The sequence below is a fragment of the Sphingobium sp. FW306-1B-F04DB genome (assembly GCF_058781925.1).
In genome coordinates this window covers 1-16,941 of record NZ_JBYSXE010000068.1, presented here as the reverse complement: position 1 = coordinate 16,941, position 16,941 = coordinate 1, and the positions used below count along the sequence as shown (strand labels likewise).

18 protein-coding genes are annotated in these 16,941 nt (G+C 65.9%); 6 read left to right on the top strand and 12 right to left on the bottom strand.

Annotated elements, in window-relative coordinates:
- Positions 1 to 128: 128 nt before the first annotated feature.
- Positions 129 to 926: a glutamate racemase gene (murI, locus tag AC3WJD_RS20265; protein ID WP_492748565.1), complete on the bottom strand. Its 798-nt coding sequence runs from the start codon at positions 924 to 926 to the stop codon at positions 129 to 131.
- A gap of 184 nt (positions 927 to 1,110) precedes the next feature.
- Here murI and plsY point away from each other — a divergent pair, with 184 nt between their 5' ends.
- From plsY to topA, 3 genes are all read left to right on the top strand, one after another.
- Positions 1,111 to 1,686 (top strand): glycerol-3-phosphate 1-O-acyltransferase PlsY, encoded by a 576-nt coding sequence (plsY, locus tag AC3WJD_RS20260; RefSeq protein ID WP_492748564.1) that lies wholly within the window; start codon positions 1,111 to 1,113, stop codon positions 1,684 to 1,686.
- A 13-nt stretch (positions 1,687 to 1,699) separates the two neighbouring features.
- Positions 1,700 to 2,791, top strand: a complete 1,092-nt coding sequence (dprA, locus tag AC3WJD_RS20255; RefSeq protein WP_492748566.1) for a DNA-processing protein DprA — start codon at positions 1,700 to 1,702, stop codon at positions 2,789 to 2,791.
- Positions 2,792 to 2,865: 74 nt separating this feature from the next.
- A complete protein-coding gene (gene topA, locus AC3WJD_RS20250; protein WP_492748563.1) occupies positions 2,866 to 5,430 on the top strand; it encodes a type I DNA topoisomerase in 2,565 nt (854 codons plus the stop codon).
- Positions 5,431 to 5,451: 21 nt separating this feature from the next.
- Here topA and AC3WJD_RS20245 read toward each other — a convergent pair whose 3' ends face one another.
- The 8 genes from AC3WJD_RS20245 to AC3WJD_RS20210 form a co-directional block, all read right to left on the bottom strand.
- On the bottom strand, positions 5,452 to 5,814 hold the full coding sequence (locus AC3WJD_RS20245; protein ID WP_492748562.1) for a DsrE family protein: 363 nt from the start codon (positions 5,812 to 5,814) through the stop codon (positions 5,452 to 5,454).
- Positions 5,802 to 6,554: a HesA/MoeB/ThiF family protein gene (locus AC3WJD_RS20240; protein WP_492748561.1), complete on the bottom strand. Its 753-nt coding sequence runs from the start codon at positions 6,552 to 6,554 to the stop codon at positions 5,802 to 5,804. The genes AC3WJD_RS20245 and AC3WJD_RS20240 overlap by 13 nt, the downstream gene beginning before the upstream one ends.
- The gene (dut, locus tag AC3WJD_RS20235) at positions 6,555 to 7,010 is read right to left on the bottom strand and encodes a dUTP diphosphatase (protein ID WP_492748560.1); all 456 of its coding nucleotides are present in this window, start codon (positions 7,008 to 7,010) and stop codon (positions 6,555 to 6,557) included.
- Positions 7,011 to 7,164: 154 nt separating this feature from the next.
- The gene (coaBC, locus tag AC3WJD_RS20230) at positions 7,165 to 8,385 is read right to left on the bottom strand and encodes a bifunctional phosphopantothenoylcysteine decarboxylase/phosphopantothenate--cysteine ligase CoaBC (protein WP_492748559.1); all 1,221 of its coding nucleotides are present in this window, start codon (positions 8,383 to 8,385) and stop codon (positions 7,165 to 7,167) included.
- Positions 8,386 to 8,388: 3 nt separating this feature from the next.
- Positions 8,389 to 8,688 carry a CcdB family protein gene (locus AC3WJD_RS20225; RefSeq protein WP_492748558.1) on the bottom strand — a complete coding sequence of 100 codons (300 nt, stop codon included), beginning with the start codon at positions 8,686 to 8,688 and terminating at the stop codon, positions 8,389 to 8,391.
- On the bottom strand, positions 8,688 to 8,927 hold the full coding sequence (locus tag AC3WJD_RS20220; RefSeq protein ID WP_492748557.1) for a type II toxin-antitoxin system CcdA family antitoxin: 240 nt from the start codon (positions 8,925 to 8,927) through the stop codon (positions 8,688 to 8,690). Before AC3WJD_RS20220 ends, AC3WJD_RS20225 begins: the two co-directional genes overlap by 1 nt.
- A 49-nt stretch (positions 8,928 to 8,976) precedes the next feature.
- The gene (gene ubiB / locus AC3WJD_RS20215; protein ID WP_492748556.1) at positions 8,977 to 10,515 is read right to left on the bottom strand and encodes a 2-polyprenylphenol 6-hydroxylase; all 1,539 of its coding nucleotides are present in this window, start codon (positions 10,513 to 10,515) and stop codon (positions 8,977 to 8,979) included.
- Entirely contained in the window at positions 10,512 to 11,243 is a 732-nt protein-coding gene (locus AC3WJD_RS20210; protein ID WP_492748555.1) for a class I SAM-dependent methyltransferase, read from the bottom strand. The genes ubiB and AC3WJD_RS20210 overlap by 4 nt, the downstream gene beginning before the upstream one ends.
- A gap of 57 nt (positions 11,244 to 11,300) precedes the next feature.
- Here AC3WJD_RS20210 and mutM point away from each other — a divergent pair, with 57 nt between their 5' ends.
- The 3 genes from mutM to dnaA all read left to right on the top strand — a co-directional run bounded on the left by mutM (position 11,301) and on the right by dnaA (position 14,292).
- Positions 11,301 to 12,116, top strand: coding sequence for a bifunctional DNA-formamidopyrimidine glycosylase/DNA-(apurinic or apyrimidinic site) lyase (gene mutM, locus AC3WJD_RS20205; RefSeq protein ID WP_492748554.1), 816 nt, complete (start codon positions 11,301 to 11,303; stop codon positions 12,114 to 12,116).
- A 95-nt stretch (positions 12,117 to 12,211) separates the two neighbouring features.
- Positions 12,212 to 12,475 (top strand): 30S ribosomal protein S20, encoded by a 264-nt coding sequence (gene rpsT / locus AC3WJD_RS20200; protein ID WP_492748553.1) that lies wholly within the window; start codon positions 12,212 to 12,214, stop codon positions 12,473 to 12,475.
- A gap of 416 nt (positions 12,476 to 12,891) precedes the next feature.
- Entirely contained in the window at positions 12,892 to 14,292 is a 1,401-nt protein-coding gene (gene dnaA, locus AC3WJD_RS20195) for a chromosomal replication initiator protein DnaA (RefSeq protein WP_492748552.1), read from the top strand.
- A 52-nt stretch (positions 14,293 to 14,344) separates the two neighbouring features.
- On the opposite strand, the gene AC3WJD_RS20190 is transcribed toward dnaA, so the two are convergent.
- From AC3WJD_RS20190 to AC3WJD_RS20180, 3 genes are all read right to left on the bottom strand, one after another.
- On the bottom strand, positions 14,345 to 15,016 hold the full coding sequence (locus AC3WJD_RS20190; RefSeq protein ID WP_492748551.1) for a DUF4136 domain-containing protein: 672 nt from the start codon (positions 15,014 to 15,016) through the stop codon (positions 14,345 to 14,347).
- A 94-nt stretch (positions 15,017 to 15,110) separates the two neighbouring features.
- A complete protein-coding gene (gene trpS, locus AC3WJD_RS20185; RefSeq protein ID WP_492748550.1) occupies positions 15,111 to 16,121 on the bottom strand; it encodes a tryptophan--tRNA ligase in 1,011 nt (336 codons plus the stop codon).
- 137 nt (positions 16,122 to 16,258) lie between these two features.
- Complete coding sequence (locus tag AC3WJD_RS20180) at positions 16,259 to 16,759, bottom strand: hypothetical protein (protein ID WP_492748549.1); 501 nt, start codon at positions 16,757 to 16,759, stop codon at positions 16,259 to 16,261.
- Positions 16,760 to 16,941 lie beyond the last annotated feature (182 nt).

Genomic DNA, 16,941 nt, shown 5'->3' with positions numbered 1-16,941 from the left:
CCGACATTGAAGGGCTCGCTGCGCTCGCTACCCACCCCGTCCCCTCCCTTGGAAGGGAGGGGTGAAGGGCAGCTCACCACGGCTTTGCGCTCATTCGCCGTTTGCGAACCGACTCAGGCGACGAGCCCTTACAGGGTTTCCGCGTGTGTCAGCCCGTAGCGGCCGAGCGCGGGGCGCATCGCTTCCAGATCGGCATTGGGCGCGGTGAAGACCGCGATGCCGGGGCCGGGCGTGTCGGGCCATTGCTGGCCTTCAGTCAGGAAGGCGATCCGGCGCGCGATCCCCTCGGCGCCGTGGACGAAGGTGACGGGGTGCGGCGCTGCGGCCGCCAGTTCGGCCTCGACCAGCGGGAAGTGCGTGCAAGCAAGCACGATGGTGTCGAGCCGTTCGCCATCGGGCTGCCCGATCATGCCCGCCATGGCACGAGCGAAGATCGCGGGATCGGGGGTCTCGCCGCGCAGCTTCGCCTCGGCCGCCTGAACGAGCTCGGCCGAGCCGTGGCGCAGCACGTGGCAATCGGCGGCGAACTCGGCGGCGAGGTTGTCGACATAGGGCTGGCGGACCGTCGCCTCGGTGCCGAGCACGCCGATCACGCGCGTTTTCGAGGTCAGCGCGGCGGGCTTGATCGCGGGCACGGTGCCGACGATCGGCAATTCGAGCGCCGAGCGGACATGCGTCAATGCAATGGTCGAGGCGGTATTGCATGCAATGACGATGATGCGCGGGTGATAGCGCTCGGCGAGGCGCCCGAGCAGCGCGGGGACGCGCGCGGCGATCTCGGCTTCGCTCCTGGTGCCATAGGGAAAGCCCGCATTGTCCGCGACATAGACGAAAGGCGCGCGTGGCAGCAGCGCCCGCGTCGGGGCGAGTACCGAAAGCCCGCCCACGCCGGAATCGAAGAACAGGATCGGGCGGGTGTCGGTCATCGCGATTCCCTTAGCAGCGTCGCACGTCCGCGCAATCTGCGGCAGGATGCTGAAACGAATTGCAGGATATTGACGCGGATTGTTGCGGGGGCGCGATAATCGATTATGGTCCGCTCGATCAACGAAGGGCGGTGAAGCGACTGTGACTGGGGCACCCTGGATCGCGCCGGCGACGGCACTCATCATGGGTTATTTGCTGGGGTCGATCCCGTTCGGGCTGATCCTCACGCGGATGACGGGCGCGGGCGACCTGCGCAAAATGGGCTCGGGCAATATCGGCGCGACCAATGTGCTGCGCACGGGGCGCAAGGGGCTGGCAGCGGCGACGCTGCTGCTCGACGCGGCCAAGGGCGCGGTTGCTGTCCTGTTTGGAGCGGCGCTGGTGACCGGTGGTGGCGCGCTGGGCGCCGTCGGCGTGTTTTTTGGTCATTTGTATCCGGTGTGGCTCAAATTCCGCGGCGGCAAGGGCGTCGCAACCTTGTTCGGCATCGCGCTCGCCGCAAACTGGATATGCGGCGTGTTGTTCGCCGTGGTCTGGATAGGGGCACTGGCGATCACCCGGACTTCCTCGCTTGGCGGCATGAGCGCGGCAATCGTGCTGCCGGTGGCTGCGGCCGCGATCGGCGCCTGGGAATCGTTCCTCATTTTTACGCCGCTTACGCTGATGGTGTTGTGGAAGCACCGCGAGAATATCGAGCGGCTGCTGGCGGGCACCGAACCGCGGATCGGTGCGGGCAAGGACGCGGGCGCGGGTGACTGATCGGGCCGGGGCCATGCGGGCGGACGAGGACCGGCTCGCGCGCCTCCGCCTGATTCGTTCGGCCCAGATCGGCCCCGTCACCTATGCGCAGCTGATCGCGCGCTTCGGCACGCCCGAGGCCGCGCTCGACGCGATACCCCGGCTTGCGGCGCGCGGCGGCGGGCGCGCCCCGCGGATCGCCGACGCCGCGAGCGTCGCCGAGGAGATTCGCAGGGTCGAACGGCTGGGCGCACGCTACCTGTTTCGCGGGCAGGGGCTGTATCCGCGGTTGCTGGGCGAACTCGAGGATGCGCCGCCCGCGCTGATCGTGCGCGGCAACCTGCAACTGCTCGAGCGTCCCGCGATCGCGATCGTCGGCGCGCGCAACGCCTCGGCGGCGGCGTGCCGCTTCGCGCGCCAGCTTGCACAGGAGCTGGGCTCTGAAGGCGTGCTGGTCGTCTCGGGTCTTGCGCGCGGGATCGATACCGCGGCGCATGTGGGATCGCTCGCCACTGGGACCGTGGGTGTGATCGCGAGCGGGATCGACATCGCCTTTCCGCCCGAGAATGCGGAGCTTCAGGAACAGGTCGCGCAACAGGGGCTGCTGATCGCCGAGCAGCCGCCGGGCCGCGAGCCGCTCGCGCGGCATTTTCCGTCGCGCAACCGGATCATCGCGGGAATGGCGCTCGGAACGGTGGTTGTCGAAGCCGCGCCACGTTCGGGTTCGCTCATCACCGCGCGGCTGGCCAACGAGGCGGGGCGCGAGGTGATGGCGGTGCCCGGATCTCCGCTCGACCCGCGCGCACAGGGCTGCAACGCGCTGATCCGAGAGGGCGCCACGCTGGTCCAGTCGGCGGCCGATGTGCTCGAGGCGATCCGGCCGCTGAGCGGTGGGGGCGTCGCGCAGCGCGGAGGCGATTATGAGCCGCCGCCCGTCGATCACGATGCCGGCGACGGGGAACGTCGGCTTGTGCTCGGGCTGCTGGGACCGGTCCCCGTCAGTATCGATGAACTGATCCGCCAGGCCGCGCTACCACCCGCGATCGTTCAGACGGTGCTGCTGGAACTCGAACTGGCCGGACGGCTCGAACGTCACGCAGGAGGCCGTGTGAGCATCATCGCCTGATTGCCTATTGACGCCCGGCCCACTACCTCACCAGCCTCACGCGTATACGCGTAACAGGGACCAGAACCACTTCCATGCAGCTTGTCATCGTCGAATCGCCCGCCAAGGCGAAGACCATCGAGAAATATCTGGGCGGCGATTTCCGCGTGCTCGCCTCGTACGGCCATATCCGCGACCTGCCCCCCAAGGACGGATCGGTGGACCCCGATGAGGGGTTTGCGATGCAGTGGGAGAATTATGCGGACAAGGGCAAGCAGCTCAAGGCCATCGCCGATGAGGCCAAGAAGGCCGATCGACTCATTCTCGCGACCGACCCTGATCGCGAAGGCGAGGCGATTTCTTGGCATGTGCAGGAAGTGCTTCGCGCGAAAAAGGCGCTGCCGCAAAAGGTTGACCGCGTTACCTTCAACGCGATCACAAAGGCTGCGGTGACCGACGCGATGAAGGCGCCGCGCGCGCTCGATGAGGACCTGATCGACGCGTACCGGGCGCGCCGTGCGCTCGACTATCTCGTCGGCTTCACGCTTTCGCCCGTGCTGTGGCGCAAGCTGCCCGGCGCCAAGTCGGCGGGGCGCGTGCAGTCGGTGGCGCTGCGCCTCGTGGTCGACCGCGAGCGCGAGATCGAGCTGTTCAAGCCCCAGGAATATTGGTCGGTGTTCGCCGATATGGAGCATGACGGCACGGGCTTCATCGCGCGGCTCGTGCGCTTCCAGGGCGAGAAGATCGACCGGCTGACGATCGGCAACGCAGGCGACGCCGAAAAGGCCAAGGCGGCGGTCGAGGCGGGACGCTTCAGCGTCGCGTCGGTCGAGACCAAGCCGCTCACGCGCAACCCGCCGCCGCCCTTCACCACCTCGACCTTGCAGCAGGAGGCCGCACGCAAGCTCGGCTTCTCGGCAAGCCATACGATGCGCATCGCGCAGGGGCTCTACGAGGACGGCGCGATCACCTATATGCGTACCGACGGCGTCCAGATGGACGGCAGCGCGATCTCCGCGGCGCGCAAGGCGGTCGCCGACCGCTATGACGGCAGCTACGTGCCCGACAAGCCGCGCCAGTACACGACCAAGGCCAAGAACGCGCAGGAAGCGCACGAGGCGATCCGGCCGACCGACTTCTCGAAAGACCGCGCGGGTTCGGGCGATCATGCGCGGCTCTATGACCTGATCTGGAAGCGCGCGCTGGCGAGCCAGATGGCCTCGGCGCGGCTCGAGCGCACCACGGTCGAGATGACCGATGGCACCGGGCAGACCGCACTTCGCGCAACGGGCCAGGTCGTGCTCTTTCCCGGTTTCCTCGCGCTCTACGAAGAAGGCCGCGACGATGCCGAGGACGAGGACAGCCGCCGCCTGCCGCGCCTGGCCGAAGGCGATGCGCCCGCGAAGAAGGCGGTACATTCGGAACAGCATTTCACCCAGCCGCCGCCGCGCTTCTCCGAGGCGAGCCTCGTCAAGAAGATGGAGGAGCTGGGGATCGGGAGGCCTTCGACCTATGCTTCGACGCTGCAGACCTTGAAGGACCGCAATTACGTCCGCATTGAGAAAAACCGCTTCTTCGCCGAGGAGAGCGGGCGGCTGGTGACGGCATTTCTCGAGCGCTTCTTCGAACGCTATGTGAGCTACGACTACACCGCGGGTCTCGAGGAAGAGCTCGACGAGATCTCGGGCGGCCGCGCGCAGTGGCAGGCGGTGCTCGAGGCCTTCTGGAAGGACTTCAAGCCCAAGACCGCGCAGGTCATGGAGCAGAAGCCGTCGGACATCACCGCGGCGCTCGACCAGTTCCTCGAACCCTTCCTGTTCCCCGACAAGGGCGACGGCAGCGATCCGCGGCTCTGTCCCAATTGCGGCGAGGGGCGGCTCGGGCTGCGCGGCGGGCGCTTCGGCGCGTTCGTGGCATGCTCCAACTATCCCGAATGCAAATATACGCGCCGCTTTGCGCAGGGCGGCGGCGAGGGCGCGGAGAATGGCGATGCCGGCCCCGTCGAACTGGGCGAGGACCCGGTGACGGGCGAGAAGGTGACGCAGCGCTCAGGCCGCTTCGGGCCCTATATCCAGCTCGGCGAGGGCAAGGACGCCAAGCGCGCGTCGATCCCCAAGGACGTGCCGGGCGAGGATTTCGGGCTCGAATGGGCGCTCAAGCTCCTGTCGCTGCCCCGCTCGATCGGTGATCATCCCGAGAGTGGCAAGCCCATCACCGCGTCAATCGGGCGCTACGGCCCCTATCTGGCGCATGACGGCAAATATGCGCGGCTGCAGTCGACCATCGAGGTTTTCGAGACGGGCATGAATGCGGCGGTCTCCAAGCTCGCCGATGCGGCGAACGGCGGCGGCCGGGCGCGCGGCTCGCGCGAGCCGTTGAAGGTGCTGGGCGCGCATCCGCGCACCGAGCTCGAGATCAAGCTGATGGAAGGCCGGTTTGGCCCCTATGTCACCGACGGGACGACCAATGCGACCTTGCCCAAGACGCTCGCGCCCGACCAGCTGACGCTGGAAGAGGCCGCGCAGCTAATCGACGACCGCGCGGCCAAGGGGCCGGCCAAGGGCAAGAAAAAGCCCGCGGCGAAAAAGGCGCCTGCGAAGAAGGCACCCGCGAAGAAGGCCGCACCGAAAAAAGCGGCGGCGAAGAAAAAAGCCGAATGACCGGGACGGCGGGCTGGAGCGCTACAGCGTTACCAGCCTGTCGTCGCCGAGCGTGGCGAGCAGGCTGACGAGCCCGCCGGCCTCGATGTGCGGGCCAAGCGCCTCGGCGTCGAGCGATGCGAGCGCGAGGCCCGTCTGGCACGCGATCAGGCGCACATCCAGGGCGCGCGTTTCTGCGATGAGCTGCGCGAGCGTGGGCAGTCCGGCGGCGGCGTAGCGCGCATCGTCGGGGCAGCCATGTGGCGGCGCGGCGAGCGCGACCGCATCGGCGTGGAGATAGACGCGCGTCGGTGCATCGGTGGCGGCGCTTGCGGCGGCGATAGAGAGCGCGGCGTGGAAGCGGGACGGATCAGCGCTGGTGATGATGATCGTCAGCCCCCGCATGCCGGACATCCGGGGTCTTTGGGCAGATTGAGCGTACGGAAGCGGAAGGAAAGCGCGTCGACGAGCAACAGCCGGCCCGCGCAGTCCTCACCAAAGCCGGTGATCGCGCGGATCGCTTCCAATGCTGCGAGGCTGCCCATCACGCCCGTGAGCGCGCCGAGCACGCCCTGATCGGCGCATGACACATCCGGGCGGTCGGGATCATGGCCGACGAAGCAGCGATAGCAGGGCTTGCCCGTTTCCCAGCCGCGATAGGTGGCGAGTTGTCCCTCGAACTGCCCGACCGCAGCGGAGACGAGCGGGATGTGCAGCTTGAGGCACGCATCGGCGACCGCGAGGCGGGTCGCGAAATTGTCGCAGCCGTCGAGCACGACGTCGGCGCCCCCCAGCAACGCATCGGCATTGGCGGCGGTGATACGTTCATTCCGGAGCGTCAGCGCGACATCGGGCGTCAGGCGCGCCACCGCATCGGCCGCAGCCTCGACCTTGGGACGTCCGATATCGGCGGTGGCGAAAAGCGTCTGGCGCTGGAGGTTGGAGAGCGACACCGTGTCGTCGTCGATCAGCGTCAGCCGGCCCACACCGGCGGCCGCGAGATACTGGATCGCGGGCGATCCGATCCCGCCCGTGCCGATCAGGACGACATGGGCGGCGAGGAGCCTTGCCTGTCCCTGTCCGCCAATCTCCTTGAGGATGATATGGCGGGCATAGCGGTCGAGCTGGGTGTCGGAGAGGTCCACCTAGGCCCGGAGCGCGTGGACGCCCGTCGAGCCGAAGCCGCCCGCGCCGCGCGCGGTTTCGTCGAGTTCCTCGACCTCCGCAAAGACCGCGCGCTGGACCTTTGCGGGCACGAGCTGCGCGATGCGCTCGCCGCGGCGGACCTCGAAGGGCTCGCTGCCATGGTTGATGATGATCACCTTCATCTCGCCGCGATAGTCGGCGTCGATCGTCCCGGGCGTGTTGGGCATGCTGATCCCGTGCTTGAGCGCGAGCCCGGAGCGCGGACGCACCTGGACCTCATAGCCCTCGGGGATCGCGATCGCGAAGCCCGTGGCCACCGCATGGCGGCCGCCGGGCGCGAGCGTCACGTCCTCCGCGGAAACGATGTCCATGCCCGCGGCATGTTCGGTGGCGTAGTGGGGGAGGGGCAGGCCCTCGCCATGGGGCAGACGCTTGAGCGCGATCGAGATAGTCATTTTCGCCTTTCGAGAATCGTATCGAGGGCATAGCGGCCCGCGCCCTGAGTCGCAAAGAGCAAGCCGAGCTCGACGAGCAGGGTCGCGGGCCATCCTTCGCGAAAACTCTGGTTCCAGTGGACCATGGTGACGCCAATAACGAAGTGAGACCGCGCTAATCCTCCCTGAGCGCGGCGGCGATGCGTTCCGCGATCTTCATCGCGACGACGTCCTTGGGCTGATCGTCCCAGCTTTCGACTCCGTTCGCGGTTACGATGTGCACGCGGTTGCGGTCTCCGCCCATGACGTCGCCCGAGACATCGTTGGCGATGATCCAGTCGGCGCCTTTTCTGGCGCGCTTGGCCTCGGCATGCGCGAGGACGTCATCGGTCTCGGCGGCGAAGCCGATCACGAGGCGTGGGCGCTTGTCCGAACGCGCCAGCGTGGCCAGAATGTCAGGATTCTCGGTGAGCATCAGCGAGGGGGCTGTGCCTCCCTCCGTCTTCTTGATCTTGGTGTCGTTGGCGGACTCGGTGCGCCAGTCGGCGACCGCGGCGACCATCACCGCGGCGTCGGCGGGCAGCGCGGCATTGGCCGCATCCGCCATCTGGCGCGCGGTCTCGACATCGATCCGATCGACGCCCGCGGGCGTTACCAGATCGACGGGCCCCGCAACGAGCGTCACGCGCGCCCCAAGCATCGCCAGCGCCCCCGCGATCGCAAAGCCCTGTTTGCCCGATGAACGGTTGGCGATGTAGCGCACGGGGTCGATCGGCTCATGCGTAGGCCCCGCGGTGACGAGGATATGACGCCCGGCCAGCGGCAGCGGCGGCTTCTGCCTTGCCGGCGCTGTGAAGCCGCCGAAATGGGCGCGGATCGCCTCCATGATCGCCTCGGGCTCCGGAAGCCGGCCGGGGCCGAATTCGCCGCACGCCATCGGGCCCTCATCGGGATCGAGCACGATCACGCCATCATCGCGCAGGCGCTGGACGTTGCGCTGCGTGGCGGCATGACCCCACATGCGGACATTCATCGCGGGGACGGCCATCACGGGCTTGTCGGTCGCAAGCAGCAGCGTCGCGGCGAGGCTGTCCGAAATGCCGTTGGCCATCTTCGCCATGAGGTCGGCTGTGGCGGGACAGACCACGACGAGATCGGCCTCACGGCTGAGGCGGATATGCCCCATCTCGGCCTCGTTCTTGAGGTCCCAGAGGCTCGTATGGACGGGCTGTTCGGAGAGCGCGGCGAGCGTCATCGGCGTGATGAACTGCGCGCCGCCATCGGTGAGCACGCAGCGCACCGACATGCCCGCCTTGCGGATCAGCCGGATGAGTTCGCACGCCTTGTAGGCCGCGATCCCGCCGCCGACGATGAGGAGGATTCGTTTGCCCAGCATAGCTCAGTAGCCCGTCTGCAGCATGTCTAGTGCGTTCATGATTGTCGGTTGCTCGTCGGCCAGCGATGTCACAGGAGAACCCAGCTCACGCATGATGATGGACGATGCGAACTGCGTGTACATGACGACAGCCTCTCCCCCGATCGTGAACGAGGGGTTGAGACGGGCCGCAGGAATCGGCGCTCCTTCGGGCGGAAGCAGCGGAACGACGAAGCGCGTGTTCAGATAGCCCAGCACATCGGCTTGACAGTCGATCAGAAAGCCCGCTCCTTCGGGGCGTTCATAGACGTCGAAGCGCGCCATCAGAATAAGCGATAGCGCGCGAGTGGCAGGCCATGCTTTTCGACATAGGCGTTCGACGATTCGATCGCTTCCCGATTGGCTTCAAGCCAGGCTTCGGCCCGCGATTTGGCGACCTGCTGCTCGAGCCCCTGCTCGCATGCCTGCGAGATGTTGACGTTGAGGCGCTTCGCCTCTTCGATTAGGTCCGCGCTGAGCGAGACGTTGGTCGCGCGCTTTTGGGCGGTGCTGGATCTGGCCATGCGTTCCTCGCAAAATATGCGCGTAAGATATGCGCATATCTTGCATGCATCAAGTCCAGCCCGTCAACATCGCCGCCGCGGCCCCGGCCACGCCCGCCAGAACCGCCACCACCGCATAACGCCAGCCGCCGCCGATGCGGACGACCTCGATCTCCTTGAGCGGCGGCGATGGCGGCGCGGCGCCGAGCGGCGGGAATTCGGCCTCGATGCGGCGGATCAGGTCGGGCAATCGGCGCAGCGTGCGGAAATCCATGATCAGCCGGTCGGCGACCGCGGCTTCGGGGCCGAGCTCGGTGCGCATCCATTCCTGGACGAAGGGCCCCGAGGTTTCCCACATATTGATGTCGGGATCGAGCGTGTGCGCGACGCCCTCGACCATCACCATCGTCTTCTGGAGGAGGAGGAGGTGGGGCTGGGTGGGCATGTCGAAATCGCGCGTGATCGCAAAGAGGCCGTCGAGCATCTGGCCGATCGAGACGTCCTTCACGGGCAGGCCGCGGATCGGCTCGCCGACCGCACGCAGCGCTGTGGTGAATTCCTCTACGCTATGGTGCCCGGGCACGTACTGCGCCTCGAAATGGATCTCGGCGACGCGACGGTAATTGCCGGTCAGCAGGCCGTAGAGGATCTCGGCGAGCCAGACGCGCGCCTGGCGGTTGATCCGGCCCATGATGCCGAAGTCGACCGCGCCGATATCGCCATTGGGCAGCACGAAGAGATTGCCCTGATGCAGGTCGGCATGGAAGAAGCCCTCGGAGATCGCCTGGCGCAGGAAGGCGCGGACGAGACGGCCCGCGATCGCCTTGGGATCATGCCCCGACGCGATCAGGTCTTCGCGCTTGGACAGCTTGATGCCATCGAGCCATTCGAGCGTCATCACGCGGCGCGCGGTGCGCTGCCAGTCGATGACGGGGACATGATAGCCGGGCTCGGCCTCCATCGCCTCGGCGAGTTCGGACGCCGAGGCGGCCTCGCGACGCAGATCGAGCTCGCGCAGCGTCCATTGCCGGAAGGTCGCGATGACGAGGCGCGGGCGCAGCCGCGCCAACTCGCCGCCGATCGCTTCGGCCTGTGCCGCCGCCCATTCATAGGTTTCGAGCGCCTGCGCAAACTCCTCCTCGATACCGGGGCGCAGCACCTTGATCGCGACGGTGTTGCCGTCGAGCGTGACCGCCTTGTGCACCTGCGCGATCGAGGCTGCACCAACGGGATCGGGGTCGATGCTCTGGAACAGCGCCTCGATCGGCTTGCCCAGAGATTCCTCAATGCTCGCGCGGATCAGTTCGAAGGGCGCGGGGGGCAGCGCATCCTGCAGGCGCAGCAGGTCCTGCGCGGCATGTTCGCCGACCAGATCGGGGCGCGTCGCGAGCGACTGGCCGAGCTTGATCGCGGCGGGGCCGATCGCCTGGAAGGCCTCGGAATAATTGGGCTGCTTCGGCACGCGGGCGCCGAAGCGGGCGAGCCGCATCAGCCGGCGCACGCGCGGCGGGGTCAGCGGATCGCGCTCGATCCCGCGCAATGCGCCGTGACGCGCGAGCGTCCGGCCCCATTTGAGCAGGCGCCAGGTATGGACGACGGGGTGGGTCAAATCTTCCAGCCGCTATGAATTGCGACGAGACCGCCGAGCAGCGGTTCGACCCGGGTCTGCACGAAGCCCGCCTGATTGATCATGCCCTCGAAGCCCGGCATGTCGGGGAAGCGGCGGATCGATTCGATCAGGTAACGATAGCTGTCCTCGTCCCTGGCCAGCAGCTTGCCGAGCTTGGGCACCATCTTGTGCGAATAGGCGTCGTAGACGTCCGAAAAGCCGGGCCAGAGCGTGGTCGAGAATTCGAGGCAGAAGAAGCGGCCGCCGCGCTTGAGGACGCGGTGCGCCTCGTCCAGCGCCTGCTGGATATGCGTGACGTTCCGGATACCGAAGGCGATCGTATAGGCATCGAAGCTCGAATCCGGGAAGTTCAGCGCCTCTGCATTCTGTTCGGACCAGATCAGCCCCTCAAGCTTGCGCTTCTGCGCACGCTCCATGCCTACGGCAAGCATCTCGGGATTGATGTCGGACACGGTGATCTGCGCGCCCGAGGGATGCATGCGAAAGGCGATGTCGCCGGTGCCGCCCGCCATATCGAGGATCGCCTCGCCCTTGCGCGGTTTCACGCGGCGCACGAAACGATCCTTCCACAGCCGGTGCATGCCGCCCGACATGGCATCGTTCATCAGGTCGTAGTTCTTGGCGACATTGGAAAAGACGCCGCGGACGCGACCGGTCTTCTCGCTCGCATCGATGTCTTCATAGCCAAAGGAAACCGTTTCGCTCATGGGCGCACCCTGTAGCCAAGGCTTGTTGCGGGGGCAAACGCTGACTAGCTGTTTGTTATGCCAGAATTGCCCGAAGTCGAAACCACTGTCCGCGGCCTTGCAACCGTTCTCGAGAATGAAGTGCTCGCATCGGTCGAACCGCGCCGCGCGGATCTGCGCCGTGCCATCCCCGTCGATCTGCGCCAGCGACTGACCGGCGCCCGCGTGACCGGCCTGTCGCGGCGCGCCAAATACGGGCTGATCGATACCGATCGCGGCGACACGCTCATCTTCCATCTCGGTATGTCAGGGCGCTGGCGCGTCGATCCCGAGGATATCGGGACGCACGACCATCTGGTGATCGAGACGGGGGCGGGGCGGCGGATCGCGCTCAACGACCCAAGACGATTCGGCTCGCTCGATCTCGTCGAGTCGGCCGATCTGGGGGGCTTCGCGCCGTTCGCGGCGCTGGGCCCAGAGCCGTTGGGCAAGGACTTCGACGGCGTGCATCTCGCGCGCACGTTCGAGGGACGGGGCGCGCCGGTGAAGGCGCTGCTGCTCGACCAGCGCGTTGTGGCGGGGCTGGGCAATATCTATGTCTGCGAGGCGCTCCACATGGGGGGAATCGCGCCGACGCGCGCCGCGGGGCAGATCGCGCGCAAGCGGCTCGACTCGCTGGCGATCGCGATCAAGGAGGTGCTCGCCGCGGCGATCGAGGCGGGGGGATCGACGCTCAGGGATTATGCGCGCCCCGATGGCGAACTCGGCTATTTCTTCAAGCAATGGCGCGTCTATGGCCGCGAGGGGCAGGATTGCCCGGGATGCGGCGCTCGTGTACTGCGCCGCGTCGACAGCGGGCGATCGACCTTTTACTGCGGAAAATGCCAGCGTTGACCGGTTGACGATAAGCCGAAGCGACGCTATTGGGGCCGCTTTCCGGGCGCGGACGACTCCGCGCCTTGTTCAATTTCGCAAACGAGGCTTAGACGATGGCGAATACGCCGCAGGCAAAGAAGCGCATCCGGCGGAACACCCGTCGCGCCGAGATCAACGGCAACCGTATCGGCCGCATCCGCACCTTCGTGAAGAAGGTCGAGGCTGCGCTGGTCGCCGGTAACAAGGACGAGGCCAAGGCCGCTCTCGCCGGTGTTCAGCCCGAGCTGGCGCGTGGTGTCGCCAAGGGCGTGCTTCACAAGAACACCGCGTCGCGCAAGTTCTCGCGCCTGACGAAGCGGGTTGCCGCTCTCGGCTAACTGGCCCGTTTCGGGAACAGTCTGCAATGCCCGCCGGCGCACCGCGTCTGGCGGGCATTTCATTTTTGTTACGGTTCCGTGTCACAACCCGGGCTTGATCCACGATTCGCGCCCTGCCGGGCACGTAAACGCGCCGATAATGATTCAAAAACCATATTAAAAACAACGCCTTGACTGAACGGCGCGGGATTCCTGAGTCAAGCGGGTTTATTTCAATAATTTGACATGGGCGACCTTGATCGCCCTCCGATTCCATCCGTAGAACTGTGCTTCCCGGTGAGTCGAATCGCTTACCGAAACAGCAAATTCCAGTAGCTTTTCGTGTCGGAACAATGGGTTGCGGCCGGGGCGTATTGTTGTGTTTTAAGAGGCGCCTCCGAAGGGGGTGTGGGGGCAAGGGGTGAGGCGTGTATCTGATGGGCGATTCCGAAAGGCTGGGCGTTGTGTTCGAGGCGAGTCAGGATTCCCTGATTGACGCCTGGACTGCCGTCCGCGCCGGCCTGCGTCGCGATTGCGGCGCACGGACCTTCGACCATTGGCTGAAGCCGATCCGGCTCGGCAAATATCGCGCCGAGGACCGCACCGTCGAGATGGTGCTGCCATCGCCCTTCATGGCACGCTGGGTCGAATCCCATTTCGCCGAACGCCTCGCGCTCGCGTGGCGCACCCACGCGCCGCATGTCCACAGCGTCGAGATCGTCGCCAACGACAATATCGACGGCGCAGCGATCTATTCGGCTGAGGTCGAGGCCGAATCCAAGGACGCACCGCTGCTCGTCGAGATTGCGCTCGCCGAAACGAGCACGCTCGATCCGCGCTTCACCTTCGACAATTTCGTGACCGGCGAGGCCAATGCGCTGGCGTGCAACGCGGCGCGCGCTCTGGCCGAGGGCGGTGTTGCTTTCAATCCGCTGTTCATCCACGGCGCGACCGGCCAGGGCAAGACGCACCTGCTGCACGCGATCGGGCACGCCTTTGCCGCGGCCAATCCGGGCTCGACGGTGCTCTATATGTCCGCCGAAAAGTTCATGGTGGAGTTCGTCTCCGCGATGCGCGCGCGCGACACACTGGGCTTCAAGGCGCGGCTGCGCTCGGCCGACCTGCTGATGATCGACGACGTCCAGTTCATCGCGGGCAAGGGATCGACGCAGGAGGAGTTCCTCCACACCGTCAACGAGATCATGGCGAGCGGGCGCAAGCTCGTGATCGGCGCCGATCGCAGCCCGCAGGCGCTCGAGGGCGTCGAGGGGCGCATCCTTTCGCGCCTCGCCATGGGGCTGGTCGCCGATATCCGGCCCGCGGACCATGCGCTGCGGCTCGAGATCCTGCGCCGCAAGGTGATGGCGGCGGGGCATGTCAGCATTCCCGAAGAGGCGGTGCTGTTCCTGGCGCAACGGATCGCGAGCAATATCCGCGAACTCGAGGGCGCGCTCAATCGCGTCATCGCCTATTCGCTGCTCAATGCGCGTCCGATCGACCTGGATTTCGTCCAGGAAGTGCTCGCCGACGTGCTCCAGGCGAGCCAGCGCCGCGTCACGATCGACGAGATCCAGCGCCGCGTCTGCCAGCATTTCGATATCCGCCAGAACGACATGGTGTCGGCACGCCGGGCCCGCGCGATCGCGCGCCCCCGGCAGATCGCGATGTATCTCGCCAAGCGGATGACGCCGCGCTCGCTCCCCGAGATCGGCCGTAAATTCGGCGGGCGTGACCACACCACGGTGATCCATGCTGTGCGCCAGATCGAGAAGCTGCGCGCAAGCGACAGCGAGATGGACAACGACATCCGCACGCTGATCCGCACGCTCGAGGGCTGACAGCTCTTCAATACCGAAAAAAAAAGCCCCGGCATTGCCGGGGCTTTTTTCGTCAATAGCCCTTCGCCTCGGTTTTGGGCGGAGGCGGTACGGTGATCTTGACGGTCTCGCCCGAATTGCCGGGGAAGTTGGTGAACATCGCCTCGATCAGATTGGGGACAAGGTAGGTGAGCTTGTTGCTCGACGAGACCGCCTCGGCCTTGCCCTCAAACAGGCGCTGGCCGTCGGCCCTGCGTTCGATCACCATATTCAGTCCGCTGGTATAGACGGTGTAGCTCTGGATATCGTTATAGCCGAAGCCGCCAAACATGAACGGGTCGTAGAAGCCGCGGACATAGCCGTAGCGGCCCCAGCGGCGATAGGGGCCCCAGTAGAAGGGGTCGTGGTAAAAGCCCGCGCCATAGCCGGTCGGATAGCTGCGGATCTTTTCGCGGCCCTTGTCGACACCATAATCGAGCTTGACGAGGAGGACGGAGGCGGTGCCCGCATCGGCGGGGCGATAGCCGAGCTGCGCCAGATTGTCGCTGACGAGCCTGGCATATTGCGCAAATTCAAGGCCGCCGCGATTCTGCGGGTCCTGTGCCTCGATGGCAAAGGTCTGACCCGATGGCGCCGGCAAAGCCTGGAAGCGACTGACATCGGCCTTGAAATTGGTCGCGCACGCGCCGAGCGCAAGCAGCGAGAGGGGAGCAAGCGCCGAAAGGACTTTGCGGTGGATCGACATTGTCAGGGCCCTTCATTGCCTATGCGTGTAATTTCAGTCGCCTAGACCAATAAGTCAAATCGGCTGAACAAGAATTGAACGCGCGCCCCGTCGATCAGGTTGCACGGCTCGTCCGGTGGACCAGTCCCAGCGTTTCATAGGCGGCGTCGAGCGTCGGCTGCGCCAGCGCGCGCGCCTTGTCCGCACCCTTGACGAGATGTGCGTCGAGCGCCGCGGTATCGGCGCGCAGCGCGTTGAAGCGCCCGGTGATCGGCGCGAGGCTTTCGACCAGCAATTCGGCGAGCACCGGCTTGAACTGGCCGAAGCCTTTGCCAGAGTGCTCGGCGAGCACCTCGGCGGGCGTCGTTTCGGTGAGTGCGGCGTAAATGTTGACGAGGTTCTTCGCCTCGGGCCGGCCATCGAGCCCCTCGACATTCTCGGGCAGCGGCTCGGGATCGGTTTTGGCCTTGCGGATCTTCTGCGCGATCGCGTCGGCGTCGTCGGTGAGGTTGATGCGGCTCATGTCCGAAGGATCGGATTTCGACATCTTCGACGTGCCATCACGCAGCGACATGATCCGCGCCGCGGTCGCGCCGATATAGGGTTCGGGGATGGTGAAGACCTCGCGCGCGAAATCCTGGTTGAACTTGATAGCGACGTCGCGTGTCAGCTCGAGATGCTGGCGCTGGTCCTCGCCCACGGGGACGTGGGTCGCCTGATACAGCAGGATGTCGGCGGCCTGGAGTACGGGATAGACATAGAGGCCGACGCTCGCGCCCTCGCGGTTCTTTCCCGATTTCTCCTTGAACTGCGTCATGCGGTTGAGCCAGCCGATCCGGGCGGTGCAATTGAGCAGCCAGGCGAGCTCGGCATGCGCGGGCACCTGCGCCTGGTTGAACAGGATCGAGCGGTCGGGGTCGATGCCCGCCGCGATCAGCGCCGCCGCCATTTCGCGCGTGTTCTGGCGCAGTTCGGCGGGATCGTTATAGACCGTGATCGCGTGAAGATCGGCGAGGAAATAGAGGCATTCACCCTCATCCTGCATCTTCACCCAGTTCTTGATGGCGCCGAGATAATTGCCGAGGTGGAGATTCCCGGTGGTCTGGATTCCGGAAAGGACGCGCATAGAGCTTCTCTTCATGGCGGTGCAGCGGAGAAAGCCGCCGTCCGGGTTGGTGTTCGCGGTGCGGATGCCCGCACGCGGCGGATTGTGCAAGCGCCGGTTGGCGCCGCACGTCGGAAAGCTCTGATTTTCGCGCAAGTTTACAGTGAATCCGTATGCGCGCATCGCCCGTGCGGGGCGACGATGGCGGCGACCGCATCGGGCGTGGCGCCGGATTCGACCAGATCGAGAAAGGCGTCGAAATCCTGCGACACCATGCGGGCGGCGATATCCCGACCGGCGCGCATCGCGGCATCAGCGCTGCGGTCGAGCCGATCGAGCAGCGAGACGCCCATGCCCGCACGCAGCATCGGGTCAGCGCGGCGCCAGCCGATCCGTCCGGTCCGCTCATTGCGCACTGGCCGATAATCGAGCGGGGCCAGTGCGCCGGCCATCACGAGATCGCGCAAACGCTCGCGAGCGACGAGGATCGCCGCGTCCCAGCCGACGGCAAAGGCGCGGGCCTTGGCACTATGGCGGAGCGCATAGGCGGCATGGCGGGATTTCGAGACCGCAGCGCAGGCAAGCTGCACACTGCCTGTGCGCGAGAGCACGTCGAGGAAGCGGCGTTGGGCAGCTGGCGTCCAGTGGTAGCTGTCCATGGGCTGTTCTTCGCTTGTGGAACAAAGAGGGAACAATATGCGAGATGATTGATGTAGGAAAGGCTTTTCCGGGGGGATAACAGGGGTTGCAAATTCGGCCCGGGGTAACCGGTAAGACCCAGTTGAGCCCCTCCCTTTCAAGGGAGGGGTAAGGGGTGGGTGTCGCCGTCAGGCGATCAAAA

What these genes read in the sequence shown, in the direction of transcription:
- murI (WP_492748565.1), bottom strand. Translation starts at nt 926, where the DNA reads ATGACCGACACCCGCCCGATCCTGTTCTTCGATTCCGGCGTGGGCGGG.
- plsY (WP_492748564.1), top strand. Translation starts at nt 1,111, where the DNA reads ATGGGTTATTTGCTGGGGTCGATCCCGTTCGGGCTGATCCTCACGCGG.
- dprA (WP_492748566.1), top strand. Translation starts at nt 1,700, where the DNA reads ATGCGGGCGGACGAGGACCGGCTCGCGCGCCTCCGCCTGATTCGTTCG.
- topA (WP_492748563.1), top strand. Translation starts at nt 2,866, where the DNA reads ATGCAGCTTGTCATCGTCGAATCGCCCGCCAAGGCGAAGACCATCGAG.
- AC3WJD_RS20245 (WP_492748562.1), bottom strand. Translation starts at nt 5,814, where the DNA reads ATGCGGGGGCTGACGATCATCATCACCAGCGCTGATCCGTCCCGCTTC.
- dut (WP_492748560.1), bottom strand. Translation starts at nt 7,010, where the DNA reads ATGACTATCTCGATCGCGCTCAAGCGTCTGCCCCATGGCGAGGGCCTG.
- coaBC (WP_492748559.1), bottom strand. Translation starts at nt 8,385, where the DNA reads ATGCTGGGCAAACGAATCCTCCTCATCGTCGGCGGCGGGATCGCGGCC.
- AC3WJD_RS20225 (WP_492748558.1), bottom strand. Translation starts at nt 8,688, where the DNA reads ATGGCGCGCTTCGACGTCTATGAACGCCCCGAAGGAGCGGGCTTTCTG.
- AC3WJD_RS20220 (WP_492748557.1), bottom strand. Translation starts at nt 8,927, where the DNA reads ATGGCCAGATCCAGCACCGCCCAAAAGCGCGCGACCAACGTCTCGCTC.
- AC3WJD_RS20210 (WP_492748555.1), bottom strand. Translation starts at nt 11,243, where the DNA reads ATGAGCGAAACGGTTTCCTTTGGCTATGAAGACATCGATGCGAGCGAG.
- mutM (WP_492748554.1), top strand. Translation starts at nt 11,301, where the DNA reads ATGCCAGAATTGCCCGAAGTCGAAACCACTGTCCGCGGCCTTGCAACC.
- rpsT (WP_492748553.1), top strand. Translation starts at nt 12,212, where the DNA reads ATGGCGAATACGCCGCAGGCAAAGAAGCGCATCCGGCGGAACACCCGT.
- dnaA (WP_492748552.1), top strand. Translation starts at nt 12,892, where the DNA reads ATGGGCGATTCCGAAAGGCTGGGCGTTGTGTTCGAGGCGAGTCAGGAT.
- AC3WJD_RS20190 (WP_492748551.1), bottom strand. Translation starts at nt 15,016, where the DNA reads ATGTCGATCCACCGCAAAGTCCTTTCGGCGCTTGCTCCCCTCTCGCTG.
- trpS (WP_492748550.1), bottom strand. Translation starts at nt 16,121, where the DNA reads ATGCGCGTCCTTTCCGGAATCCAGACCACCGGGAATCTCCACCTCGGC.
- AC3WJD_RS20180 (WP_492748549.1), bottom strand. Translation starts at nt 16,759, where the DNA reads ATGGACAGCTACCACTGGACGCCAGCTGCCCAACGCCGCTTCCTCGAC.